Here is a 21,007-nt window from a genome sequence, read left to right on the forward strand (position 1 = left end):
CTGGTTTCACCAAATGGCTAATGACCTTTTAGTGCATATAATTTTTGTAGCCTACCGCATTTATTATAGCATTTAAAGGTAAAATAAATTATCTCTTGAACGAGAAGTATCTGGAAGCCAAATTATTTCAGGTAAAGGGAAAAGAGAATTAAAGATAGATGCTTGCAAATATTGAAAACCGAAAACTATGTTCAATTGTAGTGTTAATTAAGAAACGGTGTCTTTAACAGCTAATTTTAAATCATAAAAAAAACCTAATGCTATCATCTCTTACAGGAAAAGACAATGGCGCTGATAATAGCGACTTCACAGGAAAAATCATGAGTGCTTTGAACCCTGTAATTGCTGAGCACTGGCCAAAGATTGAACCATATGCCGATCAGGCCTTAGCTGCAGCTCAGAATGACGCAACTATTGAAGCGCTTGCTCGTAAGATGTATCCCTGGCTTCCTATGATGGTTCGTTTAGCTATTAAAGAAGAAAAATTTGTTTCTTTTACGCTGGAACATAAAGGACCACTCCTTGCTAAACTGGCAGAATTCAAGAATAAGTAAACGCGCTAATTTATTTTTTTGGAATACGGGAATGGACTATTTGCCGTCTGCACCCGCCATCAGTAGCTGTTCTAAAATCTCAGTATAACCGCGCTCAGTGGCAAAGTTCATGGCACTACGGCCTTCATTATTAACTGTGTTTACATCAGCATTATTTTCAATTAAAAGGGCTGTAAAATCATTAAATCCGCATTGTGCTGCTAGAATTAAAGGCGTGTCGCTGAAACTATTTCGGGAATTGATATCAGCTCCTGCCCCAATTAGAATCTTCCCAATATGATGATTTCCAATCCCAGCAGCAAAATGCAGCGCTGAATTTCCATTTAGCAGATGTAAATTCACATCAGCTCCGGTTTTTATCAGGGTTTCTGTAATAAATATATTAGAATTGTTTACAGCCAGTACCAGGGCGGTCATTCCGTCATTGTTTAACTCATTTACATTTGATGGATATGACTGAAGAAGCGCCCGCACGGTTTCACTTTTATTATTAAAAACTGCCTGATGCAATGGGGTATTACCTTGATCATCTTTCTGAGCTACGCTTCCTTGTGAAAGACTTGGGATCAAGTCACGTAAACCATTGGCGGTGGCATGATCCAGTACGTTATAACCAGCATTGTCTTTGATTGATGTATCCGCGCCCAAAGTTATTAGGTAAAGGGCGGTTTCCGTATTGCTAGACAAGACCGCATAAAATATAGGCGTCTGTCCGCTGTTATTAGTAACATCAATAGCACTTCCTGCATCTATGAGTAACTTGATTATATCTTTATTACTGCTTCGGGAAGCAACGTGCAAGGGCATTTCACTGCTGTTGTTTGCCAAATTAACATCAGCACCGGCATCAAGCAATAGCCTGACAATATCTCTTGCACCCCGGCTGGAAGCATAGTAAAGTGGCGTATTTCCCAGGCTGTCCCGCTTATCCACATTAATGCCTCCCTTTTTTAAAAAAGCTTGTACTATTCCTTTCTGCGCATTTTTACATGCATTCAAAAACATGTTGTCCATAATAATCTAAATGAATATTTATTTCATCAATTGCTTAACTAGCGCTTCATTATTATGCTGAATAGCAATATCCATTGCCGTTTGTCCAGCGTTATTCACTTGCTCTATCGTCGAGGTATCAGTGTCTAAAATTAGCGAAACTATTCTTTTGCCCGACATATGATCTGAATTTTGCGCCGCGTAGATCAAAGCGCTATTTCCTGTTTGGTCGATATAATTGGTATCAGCACCATTATCTACCAACAATTCTGCGATGCTATATTTCATCTCGTTACCGACCTGGGCAAATGACATCAATGGTGTCTTACCAAAAAGGTTAGGTAGGTTTACCTGGGCACCAGCATTGATTAACTCTTCAACCAATAAGGTATTCAGGTCAGCCAGATACCCGGCCTGACATAATAAATTTATTGCTGTATTTCCATTATTATCGATGGTTTCATCTACTTTTAAACCATTTGCAATCAACGTCCGTAGCATCTTTACAATATCCTTCAATTCCTGACTGAGTCCTCTTCCAAAATTGGTCATTGACTTGGCAACCAGGAAATAGGCCGCGGTTTCGCCTGTACCTAATTTGAAATTTACATCAGCGCCTCCTTTGGCTAGTAAAATGACTGAGGAAGCAGATGGATACTCGCAGGCAAGCATAAGTGCTGTGCGCCTGTATTTGTCATCGATTTCATTTAGATCAGCGCCCGCTTTGATCAAGGCATCTATAGCAACGACATCCCGGTTCAATACAGCTTCATGAATGGTCATACCACCAGTTGCTACATCGCTTTCATCACCTGAGATTAAGGCAGCTACCTCTTTCACTCCACTTCGCTGAGCGTAAGTAAGCGCAGTGGTATCAAAAACATCTTTATCTTCGATATCAATGCCACCTTTTTCAAGGAGTATGCGGACGGTTTTCATCACCGCATTCACAGCCCCACGAATATCTTTCCGGTTGGCCAATTTGTCACAGATGATATGCAAAAGATTCTGCCCTCCTGATGGAGCAATATCCATTTTAACGCCTGCCTCGCCCATAGCTTGCAGAAATGGATACATATAAAGCAAGCCAGCTTCAAAATAAGCCAACTTTCCAGAATCACTTTTCTTTTTAGGATTGACACCTACCTCCAATAATGCCTTTGTAGTATGATAAACTTCGTCAGCTCTATCGTCCAGTTTAGGGTCATCGAAGTCAAACCTAGTACTCGTGAGTGCGTGCAAAGGTGTGTTACCATATTCATCCGTAGAAGGTTCCAGTCCCGCTTTTTTCAAAAAATAAATGGCATCAGGATCGGTAAACCGGGCAGCTAAATGATGAAGGTTTTCTTGGTAGTCATTAGAAATTCCTATATCGGGCAATTGCTTAAATAGGTTTATGATATCAATTTTGGTTTCTGGGGATGCAAACATATTGCGTTGATAGGCATCCAAAATTTCATCGAATGGTGTGGTCATTACTTGCTTTGGCTAAGTTTAAGGCGTCATTAATATCTTTAAATCCTTTGTGGGCTATTGGGCTTGCTATTGCAATTACTTTCTGAAAGTTGCCTAAGCGTAACCAACAATCTGTTTTCAATCGGATAATTGCATCATGTACTAATACTGGAAAATGCTTTAAGTAGCGTTCACTGATTGCGTTGAGATAGTCTGCTGTTTGATTCTGCCGAGTCCTGATTTTCTTATAGCCAATATCTGCACCCAGTTTATTTTCGATTATCGGATAGCGGTCAAGATGAATCTGCTCCAGACAGTCTATTGCTTCCTGGTAATTTTCGCTCCAATGCAAACACAATGCAATGTTGTAAAGTACAGCAGTGCCGCTGGGCTGTTGATTGATAAGCAATTCATAGGCCTCTGCGTAACTACCTTGCATTATAAGTTGCAAGACTAAAAGTTCTGTATTTTGTGGTGTATTATTGTTAGGTACTGTTCCTAATAGCATATGGAATTAAAAGTATGCAAAATACAAACATTACTGTGACACTGGTGTTTTTTTGTTAAACATCTAATTAACAATCGTATCAATGAAAACATCTCTTACCAATCTAGCACTTGCTGGCTTCTTTCTGTTTGCAGCTCCATGCGCTTCAGCTCAAATTAAAATGAATTCAAAAGGAATTGGCGCTTTAGGCAAAGGCTTAAAAGCCGTAACGTTTTCCGATGCAGACGCAGCAAAGCTGGCATCTGAGGCAGTTGCTTATATGGATACTCACAATACCGTTGCCGGAGCGAGTGACCCTTATACAATAAGGCTTAAAAAGTTATTTGGTAAACACCAGAGCGAAGGCGGCTTAAATCTTAATTTTAAAGTCTACAAAGTAAGTGACATCAACGCATTCGCCTGTGCTGACGGAAGTGTTCGTGTTTTTTCATCGCTGATGGATATGATGACCGATGATGAGCTTTTGGGAATCATTGGCCATGAAATTGGACATGTTGCCAACAAAGACACCAGGGATGCAGTAAGAAGTGCTTATAAAAGAGAAGCCTTAACAGATGCCGCATCTTCTCAATCAGGTGTTGTAAATACCTTATCAGAAACTCAGATAGGCTCTTTTGCAAGTGCGTTATTAGAAAACAAATATAGTCGCAAACAGGAAACCGAAGCCGATAACTTTGCCTATAGTTTTATGAAACAGCATAACTATAAAGTTACTGCATTAGCCAGTGCCTTTAACAAGTTTGCTGACCTGGATAAATCTTCCAATACTAAGAGAAGTAAATCTGAGAAGATGCTGAGCTCACACCCGGAAAGTGAGGATCGTGCTGCAAAAGTATTGGAGAAAGCAAAGAAAGACGGCTTAACTAAATAGGATACTTTAAAAGATCAAATAGTTGACAAACTCATCAGACAAAGCAGGCCAGAAAGCAATATACTTCTGTATCTATGCATACGGTTTATATGGTGCATACCTTGTTCTGGAATGCCTGGACTTTTTAAGCTTACTTCATACCCCAGAACCAGGATTTCATGCTACGTATGAACTTATACATGTCGCTTTTTTTATTGTAGAGCTCATCGTTTATGTAGCCTTAACTTTAGGCTTTATTACCCTCTATAATCAACAGGAGAAGAAACCCATAACGGTCGTGCTGGTAATGCTCCTGATAACAATTTTTCGCATAGTCATGATCTATTATTTATACTGGTTTTCTGAACCGAAAGTCCACTTCGTTCCCTATATCTATAAAAAGTCAAATGAATTAAGCGGTATTATAAGGGGCCTGTTTTTACCAGCCCAAATAATCGGTGGGATAGTAGCTAGCTGGATATGGTTGAACATTCTTCGTAAGTCCGCCAGCTGATGCCATCAAACCATTTTATATGTTGATGTTTAGTAATAAAATATAAGCCCTTGTCAATGCAATCACTCTCAAAGACCCGCTGGAAAATCGAGCCAGACCGGGTAATTGTTTATCCCTACGGTCTTTCCTACATCCTCGCCGTTGTACTGTCTATCATCTTTGCAGCCGGATACCTGGTCTATGTATATTATTTACAAAATTCAATAACATCTTCTACGCCGCTTTTAGGCATCTTGCTCGTTATAATATTGTTATTTGTAGGTTGGGCTGGGACCTCTATCGAGTTTGACATCAGTAGTGGCATCATGCGGAAGAAACTCTTTGGATTTCTTCCCGTAAAATCAATTCCTTTCTCTCGGATTTATGGTATTAGCCCGGTCAACAACACAATGGGTGCTTATAAATATAGGATTTTCAAAAAAGATGACCGGTACGGTAAGGGTACCTTAGTCTCTTGTGCGTACGGCAAGACCGATGATCGGAATGCCATAGCATTCGTAGAGGAAGTAATCACACCGATTCACCGGCATCTGGAAGCCCATGACAGCCCGGAAGACTTCAAGCCGGTAGAAATCGGAGAATATCAATTTTTTGACGTTCAGGGTAGTGGTTATGTAATTAAAAAAAACAGGTTCGGTAGCATACTACTAGGTGTGGTCTTGCTCTCTGTTGGTATACATGAGCTTACGCCGGATGCGTGGTTAGGTCATGGATATGAAATCGGCCGAATATGCTTTCTTCTATTTACGCTCATTGGCGGTCCCGCTATCATTCTTGCCGCCTTCACTGACGTGAGGCTTGATAAAAGTTCCCGTTTGCTCACCCGAACCAGCCCAATTGGACTAGGAAATAAGTCTTTTTCATTTAACGATTTTAATGGCGTGCAAACTGTAAGGAAATCTACAAACTTAATCTACTCAGGCACCGATGTGCAGGTTTATTTCTTTAAACCCGGATCTCAAAAGGAAGATGTAATAGTTCTTCAAAGTTTTTTTAGCACGCGAAAAGTCGAGCGTTTTATAATAGAAATCAACAGTATCATCCATTAAAACTTAAGGAATTATGAAAAATCTATTCACTACAGCAATTTTACTTGCGTTAATGATTTTATCTTTTAATGGTTATGCGCAGGAAGATTCACGTATCAAAATCGTTTTAAGTGTAAATGCTAACGGAAAAGCAATCAACACCCCCCTAAATGGTGTCTCTACATCTGTAGCAAGGTATTATGATGAGGCAATATCCGCACCAGTGGGTGCAAAAGCTAAAGATACTGTTGCAGCCAAATTAAATGTACCAGCAACGGGAGTCAAAGCAGGCATTTTCTATTTGAACCTGGATGCAAAAAGCGTTCCTGATGATCTGCTAAAATTAATAGCTGGAAAGAATAGTACTTTTGATGGAACTGTAACTATTACCGATAGCTTTGGGAAATTACCTTCCAGAACGATCAAGTTCTTTAAAGCAAATTTGTATAGCTATTCAGATCAGTATTCATCCACTTACTATAATGATAGCGTAGGTAGTGTTGCTATATCCATTAGCTGCAGCTCTCTTTCCATTAATGGCATTTTGATTGAACAATAAAATTCAAATCCACTTGCTGTATGAAATACCTTTTGATTGCCACTTCCCTTTTGTATACACTAATCCAAACGCAGGAGACTGTAAAACCGGTTCGGACAGGTACTCACTCTATTACTATCCAATGGATCAGCTTCAATAAATTCACGCCTGGAAAGGTATTTATAAAAAAAACTGGTGATGATGAATACAGTATCCAGGGTGAACAAAGAGATCGTAAATCAAACGAATATGTGACCATTAAAGGGACTTTTTTGAACCGAGGCCGGATATTAAAATTTAATGGAAAGATCGTTTCTAAAATAAACACCATTAATGGCGGTCAGCCTTGCGAGCTTAATGGACTCTCAATTTTTAAGGCCAGTGGCAAAAGACAATACTGGAGGCTGCAGCAAATGCTCAACTGTGATGGGCAGACCACTGATTATATAGACATCTACTTTTAAATGCTTGTCGAGATACATCCATTTCTCCCTTCTTAGCAATGATTTTCATGATTTATATATGAAAGTTTATTGTACAGATTACTAAAATACTTTTATCGAAACCTCACCAGGCTTAAAGCAACTTGTGGGAAAAGGGCACCTTCAAAAGCAGAGTGAACAATTTCGGGACGTCAATGATTTAATTACTGGTCACCTTATGATTTAAAGCATCAAGTACGGCAAAGTGAAAACAATCTATCTCACTTAACGAAGGCATTCGCCTCAAAAATGAAGTTGCTTAAAGAATTTCAGTAAATTGTATTTATAACGTGAATTTTATTAAATCAGCTTATGAACAAAATGTCTCTTATTTTTTTTCTCCTGTTCTGTAGTAAAGCATATGGACAATTAAAACCCGTGCAATCTATTGCATGGATCTCTGAGGAAATGCATATGATGCGCTTTGTTGGCAGTGACGTTACGTTTGAACCCAACCGTGAAGGTGAAGATTATTTATATTACCTATCAATAGACACCTTAGTACTGGTTGATAAAGTTTTCCCGTCTAATGAAATCCGTGCTCGAGCTCATAAGTTTCTGATGAGCCGAAAAGGAAATGAACTGCTCATCCTAACCCCAATAAATGATAATGCAAAAAGGTTTAGCAAAGTACCCTATTACACATTCAGAAACACAGACTATACTGTCGATCATACTTTAAAATTTAAGAGTTTGCATTACAATGTCGGCGGATGTGCGGGATGCGGGCTAAGAACTGTTAATATAGACAATAAAGGCAATTGCTATGTTAAAAAAGGTGCTGGCCTGGATACCGGGTATTTTAAAGGGAAACTTAGTTCGATGCAATTGGATACTCTGAATAACCTCTTACAACGCAGTGGTATTAGAAAATTACAAGGCTGGATTCCTGACCGATGGCTTTCTAGTGGAGCGGCTAAGAATGTAGTTATTGAATATAACGGAAATATTTTAAGGATGAAAAATCGAATTCTTCCTTGGGTGACTCGTGACCTGCTGCAATATGTCCAACTGTCTGCAATCAAATTACCTTTAGTGCCGGATGTGGAAAGGTACAATTACAAACGAGATGGCGATGAGACTACTGAATATAAATCAGATATTCATTGAAGCGGTAACTCAAGGGGTTCCTAATCTGTTTCTAGATAGGAAGAAAAATTTTCTAAGTTAAGAGACACTAGGTTGTCCTATAAAAAACTGTGAATTTCAATAAGAATCTTTGACCTATGCACTTGACAATCTGTCTTAAAAACGAAGGTATGTAATCTATCACGTTTAACATATCAAGTTAAATATTAACTAAATATCTGTGAGAAAAATCATAGCTGTAAATACTTTAGAAACAGGTATATTCAATCATGTATTTGCGCGAAATTCTGCCCAGTCCTCAACTGGCCAATTATGTTAGGCTATACCGAATTATTGATTTTCAATTTCCCAATCAGGATCCTATACCTCCTAAAGCTTATACCCCTCGCCCTGAGCAATGCCTACAATTTTTTCCTACACCAACTATAATTGATTACCCTGATCAAAACAAAAGCGTCCGTCCGAAAAATGCTTTAATAATTGGCCAACATACCATTATTAATAACAGAACAGTGTTTCAAAAATTCCTCTCATTGCAGGTATTATTCCAGCCTGGTGCCTTACACCGATTAGTAGGATTTTCACTTTCTGAAATGACTGATCACTTAGCTGAAGCAAGGGATGTCTTAGGGCCTGAAGTTGACATAGTTAATGATCAATTGTTTCATGCTAACAATCACGAACATATGATATTGATCATAGAGCAGTTTTTGATAAAAATAGTGAACCGTTGCAGGAAAAGTTTAGAATCAATTGATTTAGTATCACAGCAAATGCTCAACCTTTTTTATCCACTAGACTGGTATGTGTCGAACGCATTTCTATGCCATAGACAATTTGATCGTAAGTTTATACAACGTTTAGGGGTAAGCCCAAAGGAATATCTTAGAATTATAAGGTTTGACAAAGCTTACCGAATGAAGAACTGCTTTCCTGAAATGAGTTGGTTCAATATTGCAATAAGTTGTGGATACTTTGATTATCAACATCTTAGTAAAGACTATAAGGAATTTACAGGTCATACGCCTCCTGCATTTTTTGCACTGGAAACACCTGAGAGAATTTTGGGCACAGAGGAAATATACTAAAATGTCCATTTCCTACCACTGTGAAAGCTAGCGTAATTTTGATCTTTATGCAACTAATCGCAAGAGCATGAAAAGGAAAGCATTTTTACAAGCAAGTTTAGGCACAGTAGGTTTATTAGCCCTAACAAACATCACTAAAGGAAATCATAGTGCAAAAAAATCATTTATGGTACCGGCAGGCAAAAGTCGTTTTGGAGAATCTTTCTTGTATAAGGGGAAAAATCCAAATGATATTAAGATTTCAGGAAAGGATACTAACGATCAAGTAGCTATGTTTGAATATATCGGTTTTGAAAAAACCGGGCCTTCACTGCATGTCCATTTTCATCAAGATGAAGTTTTTTATATTATAGAGGGCACATATCGATTTGTTGTTGGCGAAGAGACTATGATGATGGGCCCAGGTGATACTATCTTTTTGCCACGTAACATATCGCATACATGGATACAACTAACAGATTCGGGCAAACTGGTATATTTTGTACAGCCTGCAGGTAAGGCCGAATCTTTTTTCAGGACAATGAATAATCTAAAGCATGTTCCTACAAGGCAGGAGATTGATAAAATTCACGAAGATTGCGGCATGAAAGTCCTAGGTCCACCATTAAAGCTTTAAGAAAATGTACCGAAAAGTCTCCCTATATACCCCTACTGATGATAAACACGACCTTAAAAAAGGTTTAACATTCAGTATAATTAATGATCATTATCCATCTCATTTTTTTGATAAAAAAAAGTGGTACAATTATAATTGGTATGTTTCTCTAACTAACAAAAAAAGAGAATGTCTGTCTCAGGGAACGAAGACTTCATTATTAACAACAAATTTCATTTCTTTGTTTAAAAAAACACTAACCAAATATTCGATGATCTATAATGCTAAAACATTCCAATGGAGCATGTTACTCCTATTGGTCATTTGCTTTCAAGCCTGTAAAAAAGATGCCATTTCGGTAAGAACAGAAAAAGCTTATTATGAACGTGTTATAAACCCTCCTGGAGGGTGGGGAGGAGATGGTATGGGTTTGCGATTAAAACCAAATGGCAGCGCAATACTTATTGAGGGAGGTGATATGGCTTCAGAGGGTCGTTATAGGATAAGCGGCAACAAATTAACCTTAAGAACTACCAGTAGATCTGAACCTTATAAGTTTACGATAATTTCAGAGCAGGAAATACATGCTGAAACTGGAGAAGTATTAATTTTTGATAGAAATTAATATTTCTCCGTTAAACGTTTTGAAAGGATAACTAATCTCCCTCCGGATATTTTCGTAACAAAATAAGATAAATGAATTTCACGTCAAATTGTTCACTAGAAACAAATAAGAATGTGTGTCGCAAAACGAAGATTTACACTCAGGCGTCGTTGAGTCAAGAATAATATATTAATTTCTACTTGGAAGGAAATAATTTATTACTATCATTTAAAAAGAAACCTTCCGCATTTATCCTTGGTGCATTTTGTATTTCATCCTGATTGGAAGATATCTTTACCTGAAAGGTATCCCAATCAATCGAAACGATCTTTTCAGTTGGAATCATTACCCTTTCTTTATCCGAAGTAAAAATATCATCAATTAGAAGAAATGGAATCGACCAGTTTTCTAAATCGATTAACAAATCTTTAACTAACCCAACCCGACCAGTTTCATTAAGAACTTCATACTGTGACACATGAAGAAAACTTCGCAAATGCGGATCAAACTCTTCAGGAAGTTCAGCTTTGTTAATTACAGCTGTTGTGCCTCTCACCATACCTGCTGTTGGCCAGCCCGTTCCTGCCCTGCCAAAAGATGGCCAGGAATAATGATCAAACAAGCTAGACTCTTGTTGCACGGACACCGGTAGCTCGGTATCAATAGCCGGACTGTTCTTAACCTGATCTTTACTCAAATTTACATTCAGCACATCATTAGTAATTTCTATAGACTGTTCAACGGCAACAGGCGAGATTAACACCTCACGTTTAAATAGCCAATTACCGGTCTGAGCCACAAAATAACGAACAATCCAGTCATGGTCATCAAAATAAACATCTTTTATCTTACCTATCTCTCCATCTAATGCGCCTAGAGAATAATCAATGAGCTGAGTGAAATATACTTTCATAATCTATCTTTAGTTAATCTATTATAACATACTACTTTAAATATTGTTGGAAATACTCTAAGCTATAATGGAGTATTATATCCCGATTTTATTAATTGCCGGACTTGCAAGCTGGCGATAACCTTTATGCCTGCGGTATCGAGTTTATGCAGGCGCCATCCTTACTCTCTTGTTCTTATTTAACCGCTTTGGTGTAAAAAATCTTACCTTTCACCTTATTCCAAGTGTTTTTATTTGGTATTTTGTACATAACTCTGGGATTCATGCAACGATTGCAGGTGTTCTAACTGCCTTGATGCTGCCATCAACAGCAGATAGTAATGAATCTCCTTTAATAAAACTGGAACATCCTTCGTGGATCCATCGCTTGTCCAAGAAGCGAAGTTTTCAATTCTTGTCGGTTCAGTAATATCAGGGTTATCAGGCTATTTGGTTTTAAACTATAGTAGTCGTATGCCAAGAACTTTAGGAAAGTAAATTATTTTGCGTTAAATGCGGTATCATTACTCCCCTTTACTTCATCATGAATTTTCAATTCATTTTGTTAAATTAATATAATTTGCCATTACGATTGTAGTTATAATCGTTGTGACTCAGTTTCCAACCCAGACTTGCGGTTGTCCTTTGATTTAATGCTCGTATTTCCAAAACGATAGGAAAAGTTCAATCTGATCTGCCGGCTCTCACCAACATAAGTGCTATGTAGCAGTAAATTATTAAGTTGAGTATTTGAAATGATCTTATTTGTTCGCAGGATATCTGTAGCAGCAAGTCTAAGCGTTGCTTTATCATGAAACAAATTCTTTTGTAAGCCTAAATCTACTTGTGAGTTACCATTCATGTAGGTATTTAACCCGCTTATGCTTTTTGAATTGACTACCCCTGCTACCTCGGCAGTTAGGTGACCAGGAAGGTTAAAAGTCTGTTGAATATTGATTGTGCCTACAAAACGGCTGCGACTATAATTTCCATAGGTCAAGGTGCCGACCTTATTCTCCAGTCGGTATCCAATACCGGTAAGGCTCAAGTTCCACCATTTTGCCAAGCTGATCTGTTGTGTTATGGTTAGGTTCAGATTGTTCTGAAATCCAATGTTCCTGGGTACCATATTAATAACATCCCCTTCCATGACTTCCGTAATGGTGCTGCTTATATCATTGGTGTGTGTATAACTGGTACCGATCGTGGTGCTCTTGAAGATATATTGAATCGCTAATGTATTTGCGTATTGAGGTTGCAAAAATGGATTACCTTTCCAATAAGAAAGTTCGTCTACAGGATAAGAAAACGGGTTAAGGTTATTATAGGCAGGACGGTCGACTCTACGTGCAAAACTTAGGTTGTAAGTACCCTGTCGATCAGTTTTATAGGTTATTGCAGCCGTGGGAAAAACGTTCAGGTAATTTCTAACAACGGAAGTTGCAGATTGACTACTACCTTCTGTCGGCTTTAGGTCTCCTACGGAATGCGTATTTTCCAATCTCAGACCAAGATCGAAGCTTATTGCATCATTTATTGGGGTCTCATACTTGACGTATCCAGCGCTTATTTGTTCCTTGTAGTCGAACGTGTTAGACCTGTTAATATCTATAATCTTGACGCTAGTATTTACATCATATTGATTGAATATATTTTCTGCGTTTACTTCGGAAAACTTGGCACCTATTAACATCCGCCCCTTCCCCATTGGGAATCCATAATCAGCCTTCAAGGCATATAATTTGATATTGCGACTATTGGCCACAAGAAAATTGTTTGAAGACTGAAAAGTTCCGTCTGCTGCGTAATAAGCATTCGTGCTCAAATTATCTGTAGCCGCATCAAAAACCCCATAGTCTGCATCTAAGTCTAAACTCGTTCGATTACCCCCTATATATCTGTAATTCAAATTGGCATTATAACGGCTGGCCATTTGTTCCGGATAGCTGCTTTCACTTCTAAGCGTCTGTAAAAGTGCACCCGTTCCCTGATCAAAGATATTCGTTGTTGGCGTAATCAGGCCACCACCACTTGAAAAGTTAGCATTGAGCAACACTCCTATCGTTTTAGTGGTATCTATTGCGTAATCCAAACCAACAGTAGATCCGTTGCTATGTTTTTTGTCTACATCATGATTGGAGTTTAGGTATACCTTCCCGTTTGTTGTCCGGTCATAGTCATAGTCCATTGAATAGTGTCCAAAATTATGATTGTAACTACCAAAAGCGTTGACTTTACACTTTCGATAATTAAGGTTCAAATTGGTATTTTGCTTTAAGGTGATTCCATAAGCGACACCATTATTGATACTGCCATTAAACCCTTCGGCAATTGATTTTTGAAGCACGAGATTAACAATGCCACCAGTTCCGGCAGCGTCATACTCAGAAGAAGGGTTTTTGATGACTTCAATGGCCTTTAAATCAGATGCAGACATTGACTTAAGCAATTGGGCCAATTCCTCTGCCTGTAAATAGGTTTGTCTGCCATTAATCATCACCAATGCTGCACTGGCTCCATTGAGGGTGATGGTATTGTCCTGGTTCACGATTATTCCCGGTGTTTTCTTTATAGCTTCCAAGCCATTTAGTCCCTGAGCTGTTATGCTCTTCTCCACGTTATAAATCATTTTTCGCCCTTCTATCCTAATAAGTGGCTTACTACCGGAACTCTGAATAACAACTTCTTTTAAACTTCTGGCAGTAGTTTTAATCTTAATAACACCCAGATCCATATCGCCAGAGGACTTTAACAGGTCACTCTGGTAAGACAACATGCCCAAATAACTAATTGAAATTACATAAGTACCAGCTTCAATCGTAATAGAAAAGATCCCATCCTTATCGCTCAATGTCTGTTTTATTACGTGACCATCACTACCATTTTTCAAAAATAAGGTTGCACCGTCTACAACTTCATTGTTCGCATTTTTAATGATACCTTTTAAGATAACACCCTGATTGTTTTGTGCAAAGGACTTCGAACAAAAACTCGTCAGAATGCAGAATAAAAAACAAGTAATCCTTAAGTTAGCGTTTATCATAATAGTCTTTATACCGTTCAATTGGACTAAATTCTAATTGGTCCTTGTTGCTTCTTCGGCATTTCCGGTTTGACAATTTAGTGATTTGACCCTTTCATTACCAAGAACATATCTAACAATTATTCGAAACTGCCTTGGATAGTAATTATTTGCCTAGTGCTGTTTACCTGTTTTTACTGAACAATTAGTTACCCATCCGTCTGTTTTCTTCCTTCGATATTGTGTTGATTAAACTTGCTGCCGAGGCTAAAGTTATAAATGAAGGATAGGCTGATATTCTGGTTCTGCCGCTTTTGATAAAAATCGATCATGGTGCCATTGTTCACTGAAAATTCCTTCTCGCGAACTGTATTCAAAGCATCAGACAAGTAAAGGCGCAACAATTTTTTAAAGCTTATCGCCTGCATAGATTTTGCCACCAATGTATATCTTACCTACTAATTAAACTCTAGGTATTAAATATGAAAAATATAATTATTGCCTTAGTAAAAAGTTTAAGATTACTTGGTTAATTTGCATTGCAGGGACATGACCCAGGAAGCGTGATTTTCTTCAAAGACATTAAAGTAAGATTGCTGCCTAATTAGGCAGTACCTTTCTTCGCCGCATGGGCTGTACCCGCCTGTAAGTTAACGTCCTCCACAACCATTCTAAAGGGCCGAACAAGAAGTATTTTAGCCAGATGGGACTTATAATTAGCTGGAATAACCATATTACGGCAACCAGGTAAAATAACTTGTAATATTGCAGTTCCGCAAAGTAATTCAAACCATAACCAAAGAAGAACAGGCTACAGATTACTGTATGCATAATGTAATTACTAAAAGCCATTTGGCCAACCGCTGATAGTCTATGAGTTAGCCATTTCAAAACCCCTCCACGGATTAGCAGTAGAATGAGGCTGGCATGGGCCATTACCAAAAAAATTCTTTGAAAGGGATAAATCATACCCCACCAGGGCACCGTATTGTTCTCAATGAAACTGATTTCTGCGGCGTTTCCGGACGCTTGCAAATAGGAGTGATAAAAGCTAATCAATACTAAAGGCAAACCTATGCCGTAGCCAATTAGGGCAGTTTTTCTGTATTGTTTGGTCGTCCAGCCTCCGGAGAAGAAATTCCATTTGTATAAAGCCATGCCCAACATCATCAGAGCGAGGATATCTCCGATACTATTTGGCAAATATTTAGTTTGACTATCCCAGGATAATGGCCGGATGTAGCTGGCTACAGAACTATAGTTTCCTTTCATCAATGCAGTGTGCTCGTTAACTAGCGTCTCATTTGGGAGGAACTCTTTTTCCATTTCCTGCCAATTGACAACAGCAGCTTTCTGGTCAGCACTAAGCGGCTTATGCTGCTTTTTAAGTGCAACCCCAGTATTGTATTCGAGACGTGCATGACGCATGCGCTGAAAGAACATCGTGTTGGTTACAAAGCCTATAACAGCCACAATAGGCACTCCCCAAACCAAGTATTTAGCTTTCAAATTACGGAAGAGGAAGGCCAGCATTCCAATCAAACCGTAAGAATATAAAATATCGCCTCTGAAAAGCAATACATGTGCGTGAATAAGACCAAAAAGAACTAACCAACCCATACGGCTAAAATACAATCCCTTGTAGCCCACGCCTGCCTTTTTCTTCCGCTCTATGAATAGCAGAATACCTGCGCCGAAGATCATGGAAAATAAGGCTCTCATTTTACCTTCAAATATGACCGTAACTACAAAGTCTGCCCAGAAACTTGGATTGTGAAAATTACTGCTATAGGTATCAGAGTTTTCGGCTAATGCGAAATAAGGAATATTCATCATTAGAATCCCGAGAAGCGCAACGCCACGCAAGGTATCAACGGCAACAATGCGGTCGGCCTGCTCAACAGGCTTAGACTGTGTGGTAGTCATAGTTATGTTTGGTTCGATTTTTTGACATAAATATATATAAGTCAGTGCCTCAAACCAAAAAATTTCAGACATTCTTATGCGGAAACACTCAGACTAAAGAAAAAGATACCTTAAGTGATTGGTTCCATCGTCAAGCCTTTTGAGTTTAAAGGTATTCCCCAGTGGTGCAAATAGAAACAGGGCTCCATGAAGGTAAACTAATTCCTCGGGTATAGGTTGAAGTCCACAAAGCCCTATTTTCCATTACTAACTTCCTCGTAAAATCCATCATTAAAAAGCTCAAAAGACTCCAGTTTCATTTCTGTTAGCAGATTACCAGCGAGAATAATTGTATATAAGAACACATCGTAATTATTAGTGAAGACGTCGGTAAAAAAGTTCCAGGTCTTTGGCCAAAGATCGGAGCATAGTAAGTACTCCTATATTGGCAAGTTCAAAATACGAAGATTAGCTTGAAGAAATAAGCTCGCTTTCTGTTAGCTGTAGTCTTTGCGAGCAAGAAAGGCAATGGAAAAACAAACGTCTCACTGAACGAGGAGTTTTACTGTTTATGGGTATAAACCGGACACTAATAGTTACGGACACCCCGCAAATGGTTCATTCTCTCTGTTTTCTTCTGATAGAAGAAATTGATCACAAATACCGTGAGCAAAATAGTCAATCCTCCAAATTCCCTCGTTTCTTCTATCCATGGCTTTGTAGCCTTCATACTTTGGACAATGTTTTCCGCATGATGTTCAGTCGCCCAGCTGATTGCCCCTGTTTTGTCAAACAGTAAGAATAAGGCATACCCTAAATAAACCGTAAAGCCAATATAATACAAAACGGGTTTGAACCGGTTGGTTAAAGCTAAATAAGTGACAAATGCCCCATATAAGTAGATGCTAACCCATATATAGGGATCCGGGTCATTGTATTGTAATCCTGCAAATAGGATAAACAAAATGATAAAAATGGAATTGAATATCTTCATACGAATAGAATAATTTTTCAGCGTATCCTAATGTAAGCAAAGCAAGTTTGCTTTTAATGTGAAACCCGAAAAACGAGCGTGTTTGTGGGTCGGTGATGGTCTGAAAAGTCTCACTAAACGAAGCTTTATGATAACTGATAAGGCATCTGAGGCAACTGAGGTACTGAAAATTAACAGTAGGATCACGCAAATTTGTTGTTAAGAAAACTTGAGAGAGATATCTTCGATTCAATATTACGAATATGAAATCAGAAGATGTACTCCAACGACTAAGTCGCAGGAAATTTATAAGAAACTCTGTAATTGCGGCAACAGGGGCCTTTTTAATACCATCAGCGCTTGCCAGCTGTAAAAAGAAAGACGGCAACAAAGATACTGTCCATGAAGGACAAGGTTTTTATGAAGGTGTCGCTAGTTTTGATCCTTCACAAGATAGAGTAATATTATGGAGCAGATACACTCCTTCAAGTCAGGAGACTGGCAAGCCGATTATACTTCTTGACGTAGCAAGAGATAAGGATTTTAAAAGTCTCGTCGTTAGCCAATCTGTACAAGCGGATACTAAAAGCGACAATACGATATATGTCGATGTAAGCAACTTGACATCGAACACTAAATATTACTACCGTTTCCGTTCTGATACGACTCAGACCGTTTCAGTAACCGGAGAGACTAAAACATTACCTGCAGCCGGACAAAGTTCAGAAATAAAGATGGCAGTAGTTTCTTGTGCCAACTTCCAATCGGGATTATTTAACGTTTATGGTGCCGTAGCTGAATCAGATGCCGACTTTGTAGTGCATCTCGGCGATTACATTTACGAATACCAGGCAGGGGGTTACGGAACTAATGCTACTCCTGGAATCGATCGCTCGCACAAGCCGGCCGGAGAAATCATTAAGCTGGAAGATTACAGGGAACGTTACCGCCAATATCGAAGTGATAAGCAACTGCAGAAGGCACATCAGCTAAAACCTTTCATTTGTGTTTGGGATGATCATGAAATCGCTAATGATGCTTATAAGGACGGAGCACAAAATCACCAGTCAACTGAAGGCGATTTCAATACCAGAAAAATGAGTGCGATACAAGTATGGCACGAATACCTACCAGCACGGGTTACAGATAATGCCAAAATATACCGTAATTTTGAGATTGCTGGATTAGTAAATCTTATCATGTTGGATACCCGTATTATCGGTCGCGATAAGCAGCTAAATTATAATGATTATCTGAGTGTAACGGGTTTAAATACGAATGCTTTTCTAACAGCCTGGCAGAATCCACAACGCAGTATACTTGGATCGGAACAGAAGAATTGGTTAAGCGGTAAGCTTTCAGGAAGCACAGCCAAATGGCAGGTTTTAGGCAATCAGGTCCTAATGGGAAAGATGTACATGCCTGCTGAGTTGCTACTCTTGGTAGCACAAATTTCTGCTGGAATCACCGATCCTGCAGTGTTGGCGCAGTTTAATACAGTAATGAGCCAATTAGTAGTGATCAAAACAAGATTGTTGCAAAATGATCCAACCCTGACTTCAGCAGAAAAGGCCAGAGTACAAACCGTTTTACCATACAACTTAGACGCCTGGGATGGCTATCCTGTCGAACGTGAGGCCGTTTTTGCTGCAGCCAATGGCAAGAAATTAATCTCACTAGCTGGGGATACACACAATGCTTGGTATTCAGATTTGAAAGATGTTAGCGGCCGAAAAGCAGGAGTTGAATTTGCAACAGCTTCTGTTTCTTCTCCTGGCTTTGAGGCCATCTTTGGTTCCAATGCAGCAACAGTTGCAGGCTTTGAAGGCGCAATTGCCTTACTTATCGATGATTTGCAATACTTGAATGCTACACAACGGGGCTATGTTATGGCTTCCTTTACAGCTAGTCAAGCGAAGTCTGAATGGAGATATGTAAATACAATTGCAACAGAAAATACCACAGTAGTAACTGGAAAAACTGTCTCGGAAAATTAACTTTAAGAGTAAAGTAGCATATAATTAAGGTTCTAAATATAGCCTTTTCGATTCTATATCTCACTTATCTAAATAGGAGCTTTATCTACCTAGCTGTAACGATTTAATTTGCGCTTTCAACTCCTATTAATCTTTTTTCAAATGATAACGACATCAGTATATAATTATATTATTATACATTAAATATATTGATATCAAATGCCTTATACTTATGTAATCGAAAATCAGATTGTCTTAAAAAACGAACTACATAATTTTTTTAATAATTCTGGTATTATTACCTGGATTAATATAATATATCGGTTGCCCAGAAATCATAAACTCATTGTTACTTTTTTCTAAAGTAATAGCTCCCATATCGCCATATTCTTTATTAAAAATAATTTTTATTTGATCCGTTTGTAAAACCTGAGCTTTCAGGTTTTTGTAAGTTTCAGGCTTCCCGCTATCACTTATATAGACCAGGAGAATATTATTTATGTCTGCAATTGTTATTTCAAAACTTGTAATTAAACCGTCTTTATTTAATGCATTGAATGAATATTGTCCTTCCCAGTTTACATTTTGTTTTACATCAACTTGTTCTCTTTCATATTCTTTTAAACGTAATTCTCTTGGATCTTTAGATGAATTCCACATGATAACTACAAATGACAAATATAATGCACCACAAAGCACTACAAAAAACGTCGAAGCTATTATCTTGAAATTTAAGGTTTTTGTTTTAAATATTCGGTTTAATGCTACCAATCCTAAAATTATAATTACAATCGCACTTATAGTCATTAGTCTAGTTTATTTTTATTTACTTGATTCAGGTTAAGCTTAATATATCAGCCTTAGCAGCATCTGTTCGGTTTAAATCAGAACCGCAACTAAAATTATTATTTCTATTTTGGCATAATAGTATTTACATACTATACTTTTTTAGGATTATTGTTTTTCTATATATCACCACCTACCTCTGGTGACTAGACTGTCTTAAGAAACTAAGCTTTACCTGCCCTCCTATGGTAATTAGGCACCTGTAACCAAGTGGTATCATATATCGACCATATTAATTACTGTTTACAACAAAAAAGTTTAAGGATCTTAAGTTTAATCACATCAGGATACATTGATATCATTATATATTTATACCTTGATATCTGAGCTATAATGTAGTCTTTTCATTTTAAATTCGACGAAAGCTGTCTAATTTCATTCTTAATCTACTAAGTTCCTTTTTAACTTCTTTATACTAACTCTCTGCCGGATAGAAATAATCAGTGAAGCTCGATACTTAAGCTTATTGTGCGCAGTTCTTAATTAATAATTATTATTGACCGCTTTCAGTTTTTCTTCTGATTTTCCTTCTGCTACATAGACAGGGAATTCATCGTGATCCAAGTATTGCTTAATTAGGTTGATAAATTCGATTCCATCGTCAAGCCTTTTGAGTTTAAAGGTATGCCCCAGTGGTGCAAATAGAAACAGGGCTCCATGAAGGTGGGTATAAACCATACACTAATAGTTACGGATACCCCGCAAATGGTCCATTCTCTTTGCTTTCTTCTGGTAGAAGAAATTGATAACAATACCGAGAGCAAAATAGCCAATCCTCCAAATTCCCTCGTTTCTTCTATCCATGGCTTTGTAGCCTTCATACTTTGGACGATGTTTTCTGCATGATGTTCGGTAGCCCAGCTGATTGCCCCTGTTTTGTCAAACAGTAAGAATAAGGCATATCCTATATAAATCGTAAAGCCAATATAATACAAACCGGGTTTGAACCGGTTAGTAAAAGCTAAATAAGAGACAAGTGCACCATATAAGTAGATGCTTACCCATAAATAGGGATCTGGGTCATTGTATTGTAAGCCTGCAAATAGGATAAACAAAGTGATAAAAATGGAATTGAATATCTTCATACGAATAGGA

At 38.2% G+C, this 21,007-nt stretch carries 22 protein-coding genes; 12 read left to right on the forward strand and 10 right to left on the reverse strand.

Annotation, left to right across the window (positions count from 1 at the left end; all coding sequences use genetic code 11):
- The first annotated feature begins 257 nt into the window (after positions 1 to 257).
- Positions 258 to 554, forward strand: coding sequence for a hypothetical protein (locus WKF66_RS20870; RefSeq protein ID WP_489676447.1), 297 nt, complete (start codon positions 258 to 260; stop codon positions 552 to 554).
- Between the two features lie 36 nt (positions 555 to 590).
- Here the strand turns inward: WKF66_RS20870 and WKF66_RS20875 are convergent, their stop codons facing one another.
- The 3 genes from WKF66_RS20875 to WKF66_RS20885 are packed head-to-tail and all read right to left on the reverse strand — an operon-like array spanning position 591 to position 3,510.
- The gene (locus WKF66_RS20875; RefSeq protein WP_489676448.1) at positions 591 to 1,568 is read right to left on the reverse strand and encodes an ankyrin repeat domain-containing protein; all 978 of its coding nucleotides are present in this window, start codon (positions 1,566 to 1,568) and stop codon (positions 591 to 593) included.
- 18 nt (positions 1,569 to 1,586) lie between these two features.
- Positions 1,587 to 3,023, reverse strand: a complete 1,437-nt coding sequence (locus WKF66_RS20880) for an ankyrin repeat domain-containing protein (protein ID WP_489676449.1) — start codon at positions 3,021 to 3,023, stop codon at positions 1,587 to 1,589.
- Positions 3,004 to 3,510: a CDC27 family protein gene (locus WKF66_RS20885; protein WP_489676450.1), complete on the reverse strand. Its 507-nt coding sequence runs from the start codon at positions 3,508 to 3,510 to the stop codon at positions 3,004 to 3,006. Before WKF66_RS20885 ends, WKF66_RS20880 begins: the two co-directional genes overlap by 20 nt.
- An 82-nt stretch (positions 3,511 to 3,592) precedes the next feature.
- Between WKF66_RS20885 and WKF66_RS20890 the strand changes: the two genes are divergently transcribed.
- From WKF66_RS20890 to WKF66_RS20930, 9 genes are all read left to right on the forward strand, one after another.
- Positions 3,593 to 4,381, forward strand: coding sequence for a M48 family metalloprotease (locus WKF66_RS20890; RefSeq protein WP_489676451.1), 789 nt, complete (start codon positions 3,593 to 3,595; stop codon positions 4,379 to 4,381).
- A gap of 22 nt (positions 4,382 to 4,403) precedes the next feature.
- Positions 4,404 to 4,874: a hypothetical protein gene (locus tag WKF66_RS20895; protein WP_489676452.1), complete on the forward strand. Its 471-nt coding sequence runs from the start codon at positions 4,404 to 4,406 to the stop codon at positions 4,872 to 4,874.
- 56 nt (positions 4,875 to 4,930) lie between these two features.
- Entirely contained in the window at positions 4,931 to 5,923 is a 993-nt protein-coding gene (locus WKF66_RS20900; protein ID WP_489676453.1) for a hypothetical protein, read from the forward strand.
- A 13-nt stretch (positions 5,924 to 5,936) separates the two neighbouring features.
- Complete coding sequence (tssD, locus tag WKF66_RS20905; protein WP_489676454.1) at positions 5,937 to 6,461, forward strand: type VI secretion system tube protein TssD; 525 nt, start codon at positions 5,937 to 5,939, stop codon at positions 6,459 to 6,461.
- Between the two features lie 20 nt (positions 6,462 to 6,481).
- The gene (locus tag WKF66_RS20910; protein ID WP_489676455.1) at positions 6,482 to 6,904 is read left to right on the forward strand and encodes a hypothetical protein; all 423 of its coding nucleotides are present in this window, start codon (positions 6,482 to 6,484) and stop codon (positions 6,902 to 6,904) included.
- Between the two features lie 339 nt (positions 6,905 to 7,243).
- Positions 7,244 to 8,032, forward strand: coding sequence for a hypothetical protein (locus tag WKF66_RS20915; RefSeq protein WP_489676456.1), 789 nt, complete (start codon positions 7,244 to 7,246; stop codon positions 8,030 to 8,032).
- Between the two features lie 254 nt (positions 8,033 to 8,286).
- The gene (locus WKF66_RS20920) at positions 8,287 to 9,099 is read left to right on the forward strand and encodes a helix-turn-helix domain-containing protein (protein ID WP_489676457.1); all 813 of its coding nucleotides are present in this window, start codon (positions 8,287 to 8,289) and stop codon (positions 9,097 to 9,099) included.
- A gap of 67 nt (positions 9,100 to 9,166) precedes the next feature.
- Complete coding sequence (locus WKF66_RS20925) at positions 9,167 to 9,715, forward strand: cupin domain-containing protein (protein ID WP_489676458.1); 549 nt, start codon at positions 9,167 to 9,169, stop codon at positions 9,713 to 9,715.
- A gap of 4 nt (positions 9,716 to 9,719) precedes the next feature.
- On the forward strand, positions 9,720 to 10,319 hold the full coding sequence (locus WKF66_RS20930) for a hypothetical protein (protein WP_489676459.1): 600 nt from the start codon (positions 9,720 to 9,722) through the stop codon (positions 10,317 to 10,319).
- A gap of 175 nt (positions 10,320 to 10,494) precedes the next feature.
- Here the strand turns inward: WKF66_RS20930 and WKF66_RS20935 are convergent, their stop codons facing one another.
- Positions 10,495 to 11,211 carry a PRC-barrel domain-containing protein gene (locus WKF66_RS20935; RefSeq protein ID WP_489676460.1) on the reverse strand — a complete coding sequence of 239 codons (717 nt, stop codon included), beginning with the start codon at positions 11,209 to 11,211 and terminating at the stop codon, positions 10,495 to 10,497.
- Positions 11,212 to 11,341: 130 nt separating this feature from the next.
- Here WKF66_RS20935 and WKF66_RS20940 point away from each other — a divergent pair, with 130 nt between their 5' ends.
- Positions 11,342 to 11,620, forward strand: coding sequence for a Na+/H+ antiporter NhaA (locus tag WKF66_RS20940; protein ID WP_489676543.1), 279 nt, complete (start codon positions 11,342 to 11,344; stop codon positions 11,618 to 11,620).
- Positions 11,621 to 11,788: 168 nt separating this feature from the next.
- On the opposite strand, the gene WKF66_RS20945 is transcribed toward WKF66_RS20940, so the two are convergent.
- From WKF66_RS20945 to WKF66_RS20960, 4 genes are all read right to left on the reverse strand, one after another.
- Entirely contained in the window at positions 11,789 to 14,233 is a 2,445-nt protein-coding gene (locus tag WKF66_RS20945; RefSeq protein ID WP_489676461.1) for an outer membrane beta-barrel protein, read from the reverse strand.
- Between the two features lie 188 nt (positions 14,234 to 14,421).
- Entirely contained in the window at positions 14,422 to 14,640 is a 219-nt protein-coding gene (locus tag WKF66_RS20950) for a hypothetical protein (protein ID WP_489676462.1), read from the reverse strand.
- 172 nt (positions 14,641 to 14,812) lie between these two features.
- Positions 14,813 to 16,138 carry a DUF418 domain-containing protein gene (locus WKF66_RS20955; protein ID WP_489676463.1) on the reverse strand — a complete coding sequence of 442 codons (1,326 nt, stop codon included), beginning with the start codon at positions 16,136 to 16,138 and terminating at the stop codon, positions 14,813 to 14,815.
- A gap of 568 nt (positions 16,139 to 16,706) precedes the next feature.
- A complete protein-coding gene (locus WKF66_RS20960; protein ID WP_489676464.1) occupies positions 16,707 to 17,111 on the reverse strand; it encodes a transmembrane 220 family protein in 405 nt (134 codons plus the stop codon).
- A 242-nt stretch (positions 17,112 to 17,353) separates the two neighbouring features.
- Between WKF66_RS20960 and WKF66_RS20965 the strand changes: the two genes are divergently transcribed.
- Positions 17,354 to 19,087: an alkaline phosphatase D family protein gene (locus WKF66_RS20965; protein WP_489676465.1), complete on the forward strand. Its 1,734-nt coding sequence runs from the start codon at positions 17,354 to 17,356 to the stop codon at positions 19,085 to 19,087.
- 246 nt (positions 19,088 to 19,333) lie between these two features.
- On the opposite strand, the gene WKF66_RS20970 is transcribed toward WKF66_RS20965, so the two are convergent.
- Complete coding sequence (locus WKF66_RS20970) at positions 19,334 to 19,873, reverse strand: hypothetical protein (RefSeq protein ID WP_489676466.1); 540 nt, start codon at positions 19,871 to 19,873, stop codon at positions 19,334 to 19,336.
- Positions 19,874 to 20,487: 614 nt separating this feature from the next.
- Complete coding sequence (locus WKF66_RS20975; protein ID WP_489676467.1) at positions 20,488 to 20,997, reverse strand: transmembrane 220 family protein; 510 nt, start codon at positions 20,995 to 20,997, stop codon at positions 20,488 to 20,490.
- Between the last annotated feature and the right edge of the window lie 10 nt (positions 20,998 to 21,007).

The organism is Pedobacter sp., from assembly GCF_037719805.1.
GTDB lineage: Bacteria > Bacteroidota > Bacteroidia > Sphingobacteriales > Sphingobacteriaceae > Pedobacter.

Bases quoted from the DNA above. Each gene is read 5' to 3' on its own strand.
- WKF66_RS20890 (WP_489676451.1), top strand. From the start codon at position 3,593: ATGAAAACATCTCTTACCAATCTAGCACTTGCTGGCTTCTTTCTGTTT.
- WKF66_RS20965 (WP_489676465.1), top strand. From the start codon at position 17,354: ATGAAATCAGAAGATGTACTCCAACGACTAAGTCGCAGGAAATTTATA.
- WKF66_RS20975 (WP_489676467.1), bottom strand. From the start codon at position 20,997: ATGAAGATATTCAATTCCATTTTTATCACTTTGTTTATCCTATTTGCA.
- tssD (WP_489676454.1), top strand. From the start codon at position 5,937: ATGAAAAATCTATTCACTACAGCAATTTTACTTGCGTTAATGATTTTA.
- WKF66_RS20875 (WP_489676448.1), bottom strand. From the start codon at position 1,568: ATGGACAACATGTTTTTGAATGCATGTAAAAATGCGCAGAAAGGAATA.
- WKF66_RS20970 (WP_489676466.1), bottom strand. From the start codon at position 19,873: ATGACTATAAGTGCGATTGTAATTATAATTTTAGGATTGGTAGCATTA.
- WKF66_RS20960 (WP_489676464.1), bottom strand. From the start codon at position 17,111: ATGAAGATATTCAATTCCATTTTTATCATTTTGTTTATCCTATTTGCA.
- WKF66_RS20925 (WP_489676458.1), top strand. From the start codon at position 9,167: ATGAAAAGGAAAGCATTTTTACAAGCAAGTTTAGGCACAGTAGGTTTA.
- WKF66_RS20870 (WP_489676447.1), top strand. From the start codon at position 258: ATGCTATCATCTCTTACAGGAAAAGACAATGGCGCTGATAATAGCGAC.
- WKF66_RS20880 (WP_489676449.1), bottom strand. From the start codon at position 3,023: ATGACCACACCATTCGATGAAATTTTGGATGCCTATCAACGCAATATG.
- WKF66_RS20950 (WP_489676462.1), bottom strand. From the start codon at position 14,640: ATGCAGGCGATAAGCTTTAAAAAATTGTTGCGCCTTTACTTGTCTGAT.
- WKF66_RS20945 (WP_489676461.1), bottom strand. From the start codon at position 14,233: ATGATAAACGCTAACTTAAGGATTACTTGTTTTTTATTCTGCATTCTG.
- WKF66_RS20955 (WP_489676463.1), bottom strand. From the start codon at position 16,138: ATGACTACCACACAGTCTAAGCCTGTTGAGCAGGCCGACCGCATTGTT.
- WKF66_RS20935 (WP_489676460.1), bottom strand. From the start codon at position 11,211: ATGAAAGTATATTTCACTCAGCTCATTGATTATTCTCTAGGCGCATTA.
- WKF66_RS20930 (WP_489676459.1), top strand. From the start codon at position 9,720: ATGTACCGAAAAGTCTCCCTATATACCCCTACTGATGATAAACACGAC.
- WKF66_RS20910 (WP_489676455.1), top strand. From the start codon at position 6,482: ATGAAATACCTTTTGATTGCCACTTCCCTTTTGTATACACTAATCCAA.
- WKF66_RS20900 (WP_489676453.1), top strand. From the start codon at position 4,931: ATGCAATCACTCTCAAAGACCCGCTGGAAAATCGAGCCAGACCGGGTA.
- WKF66_RS20885 (WP_489676450.1), bottom strand. From the start codon at position 3,510: ATGCTATTAGGAACAGTACCTAACAATAATACACCACAAAATACAGAA.
- WKF66_RS20915 (WP_489676456.1), top strand. From the start codon at position 7,244: ATGTCTCTTATTTTTTTTCTCCTGTTCTGTAGTAAAGCATATGGACAA.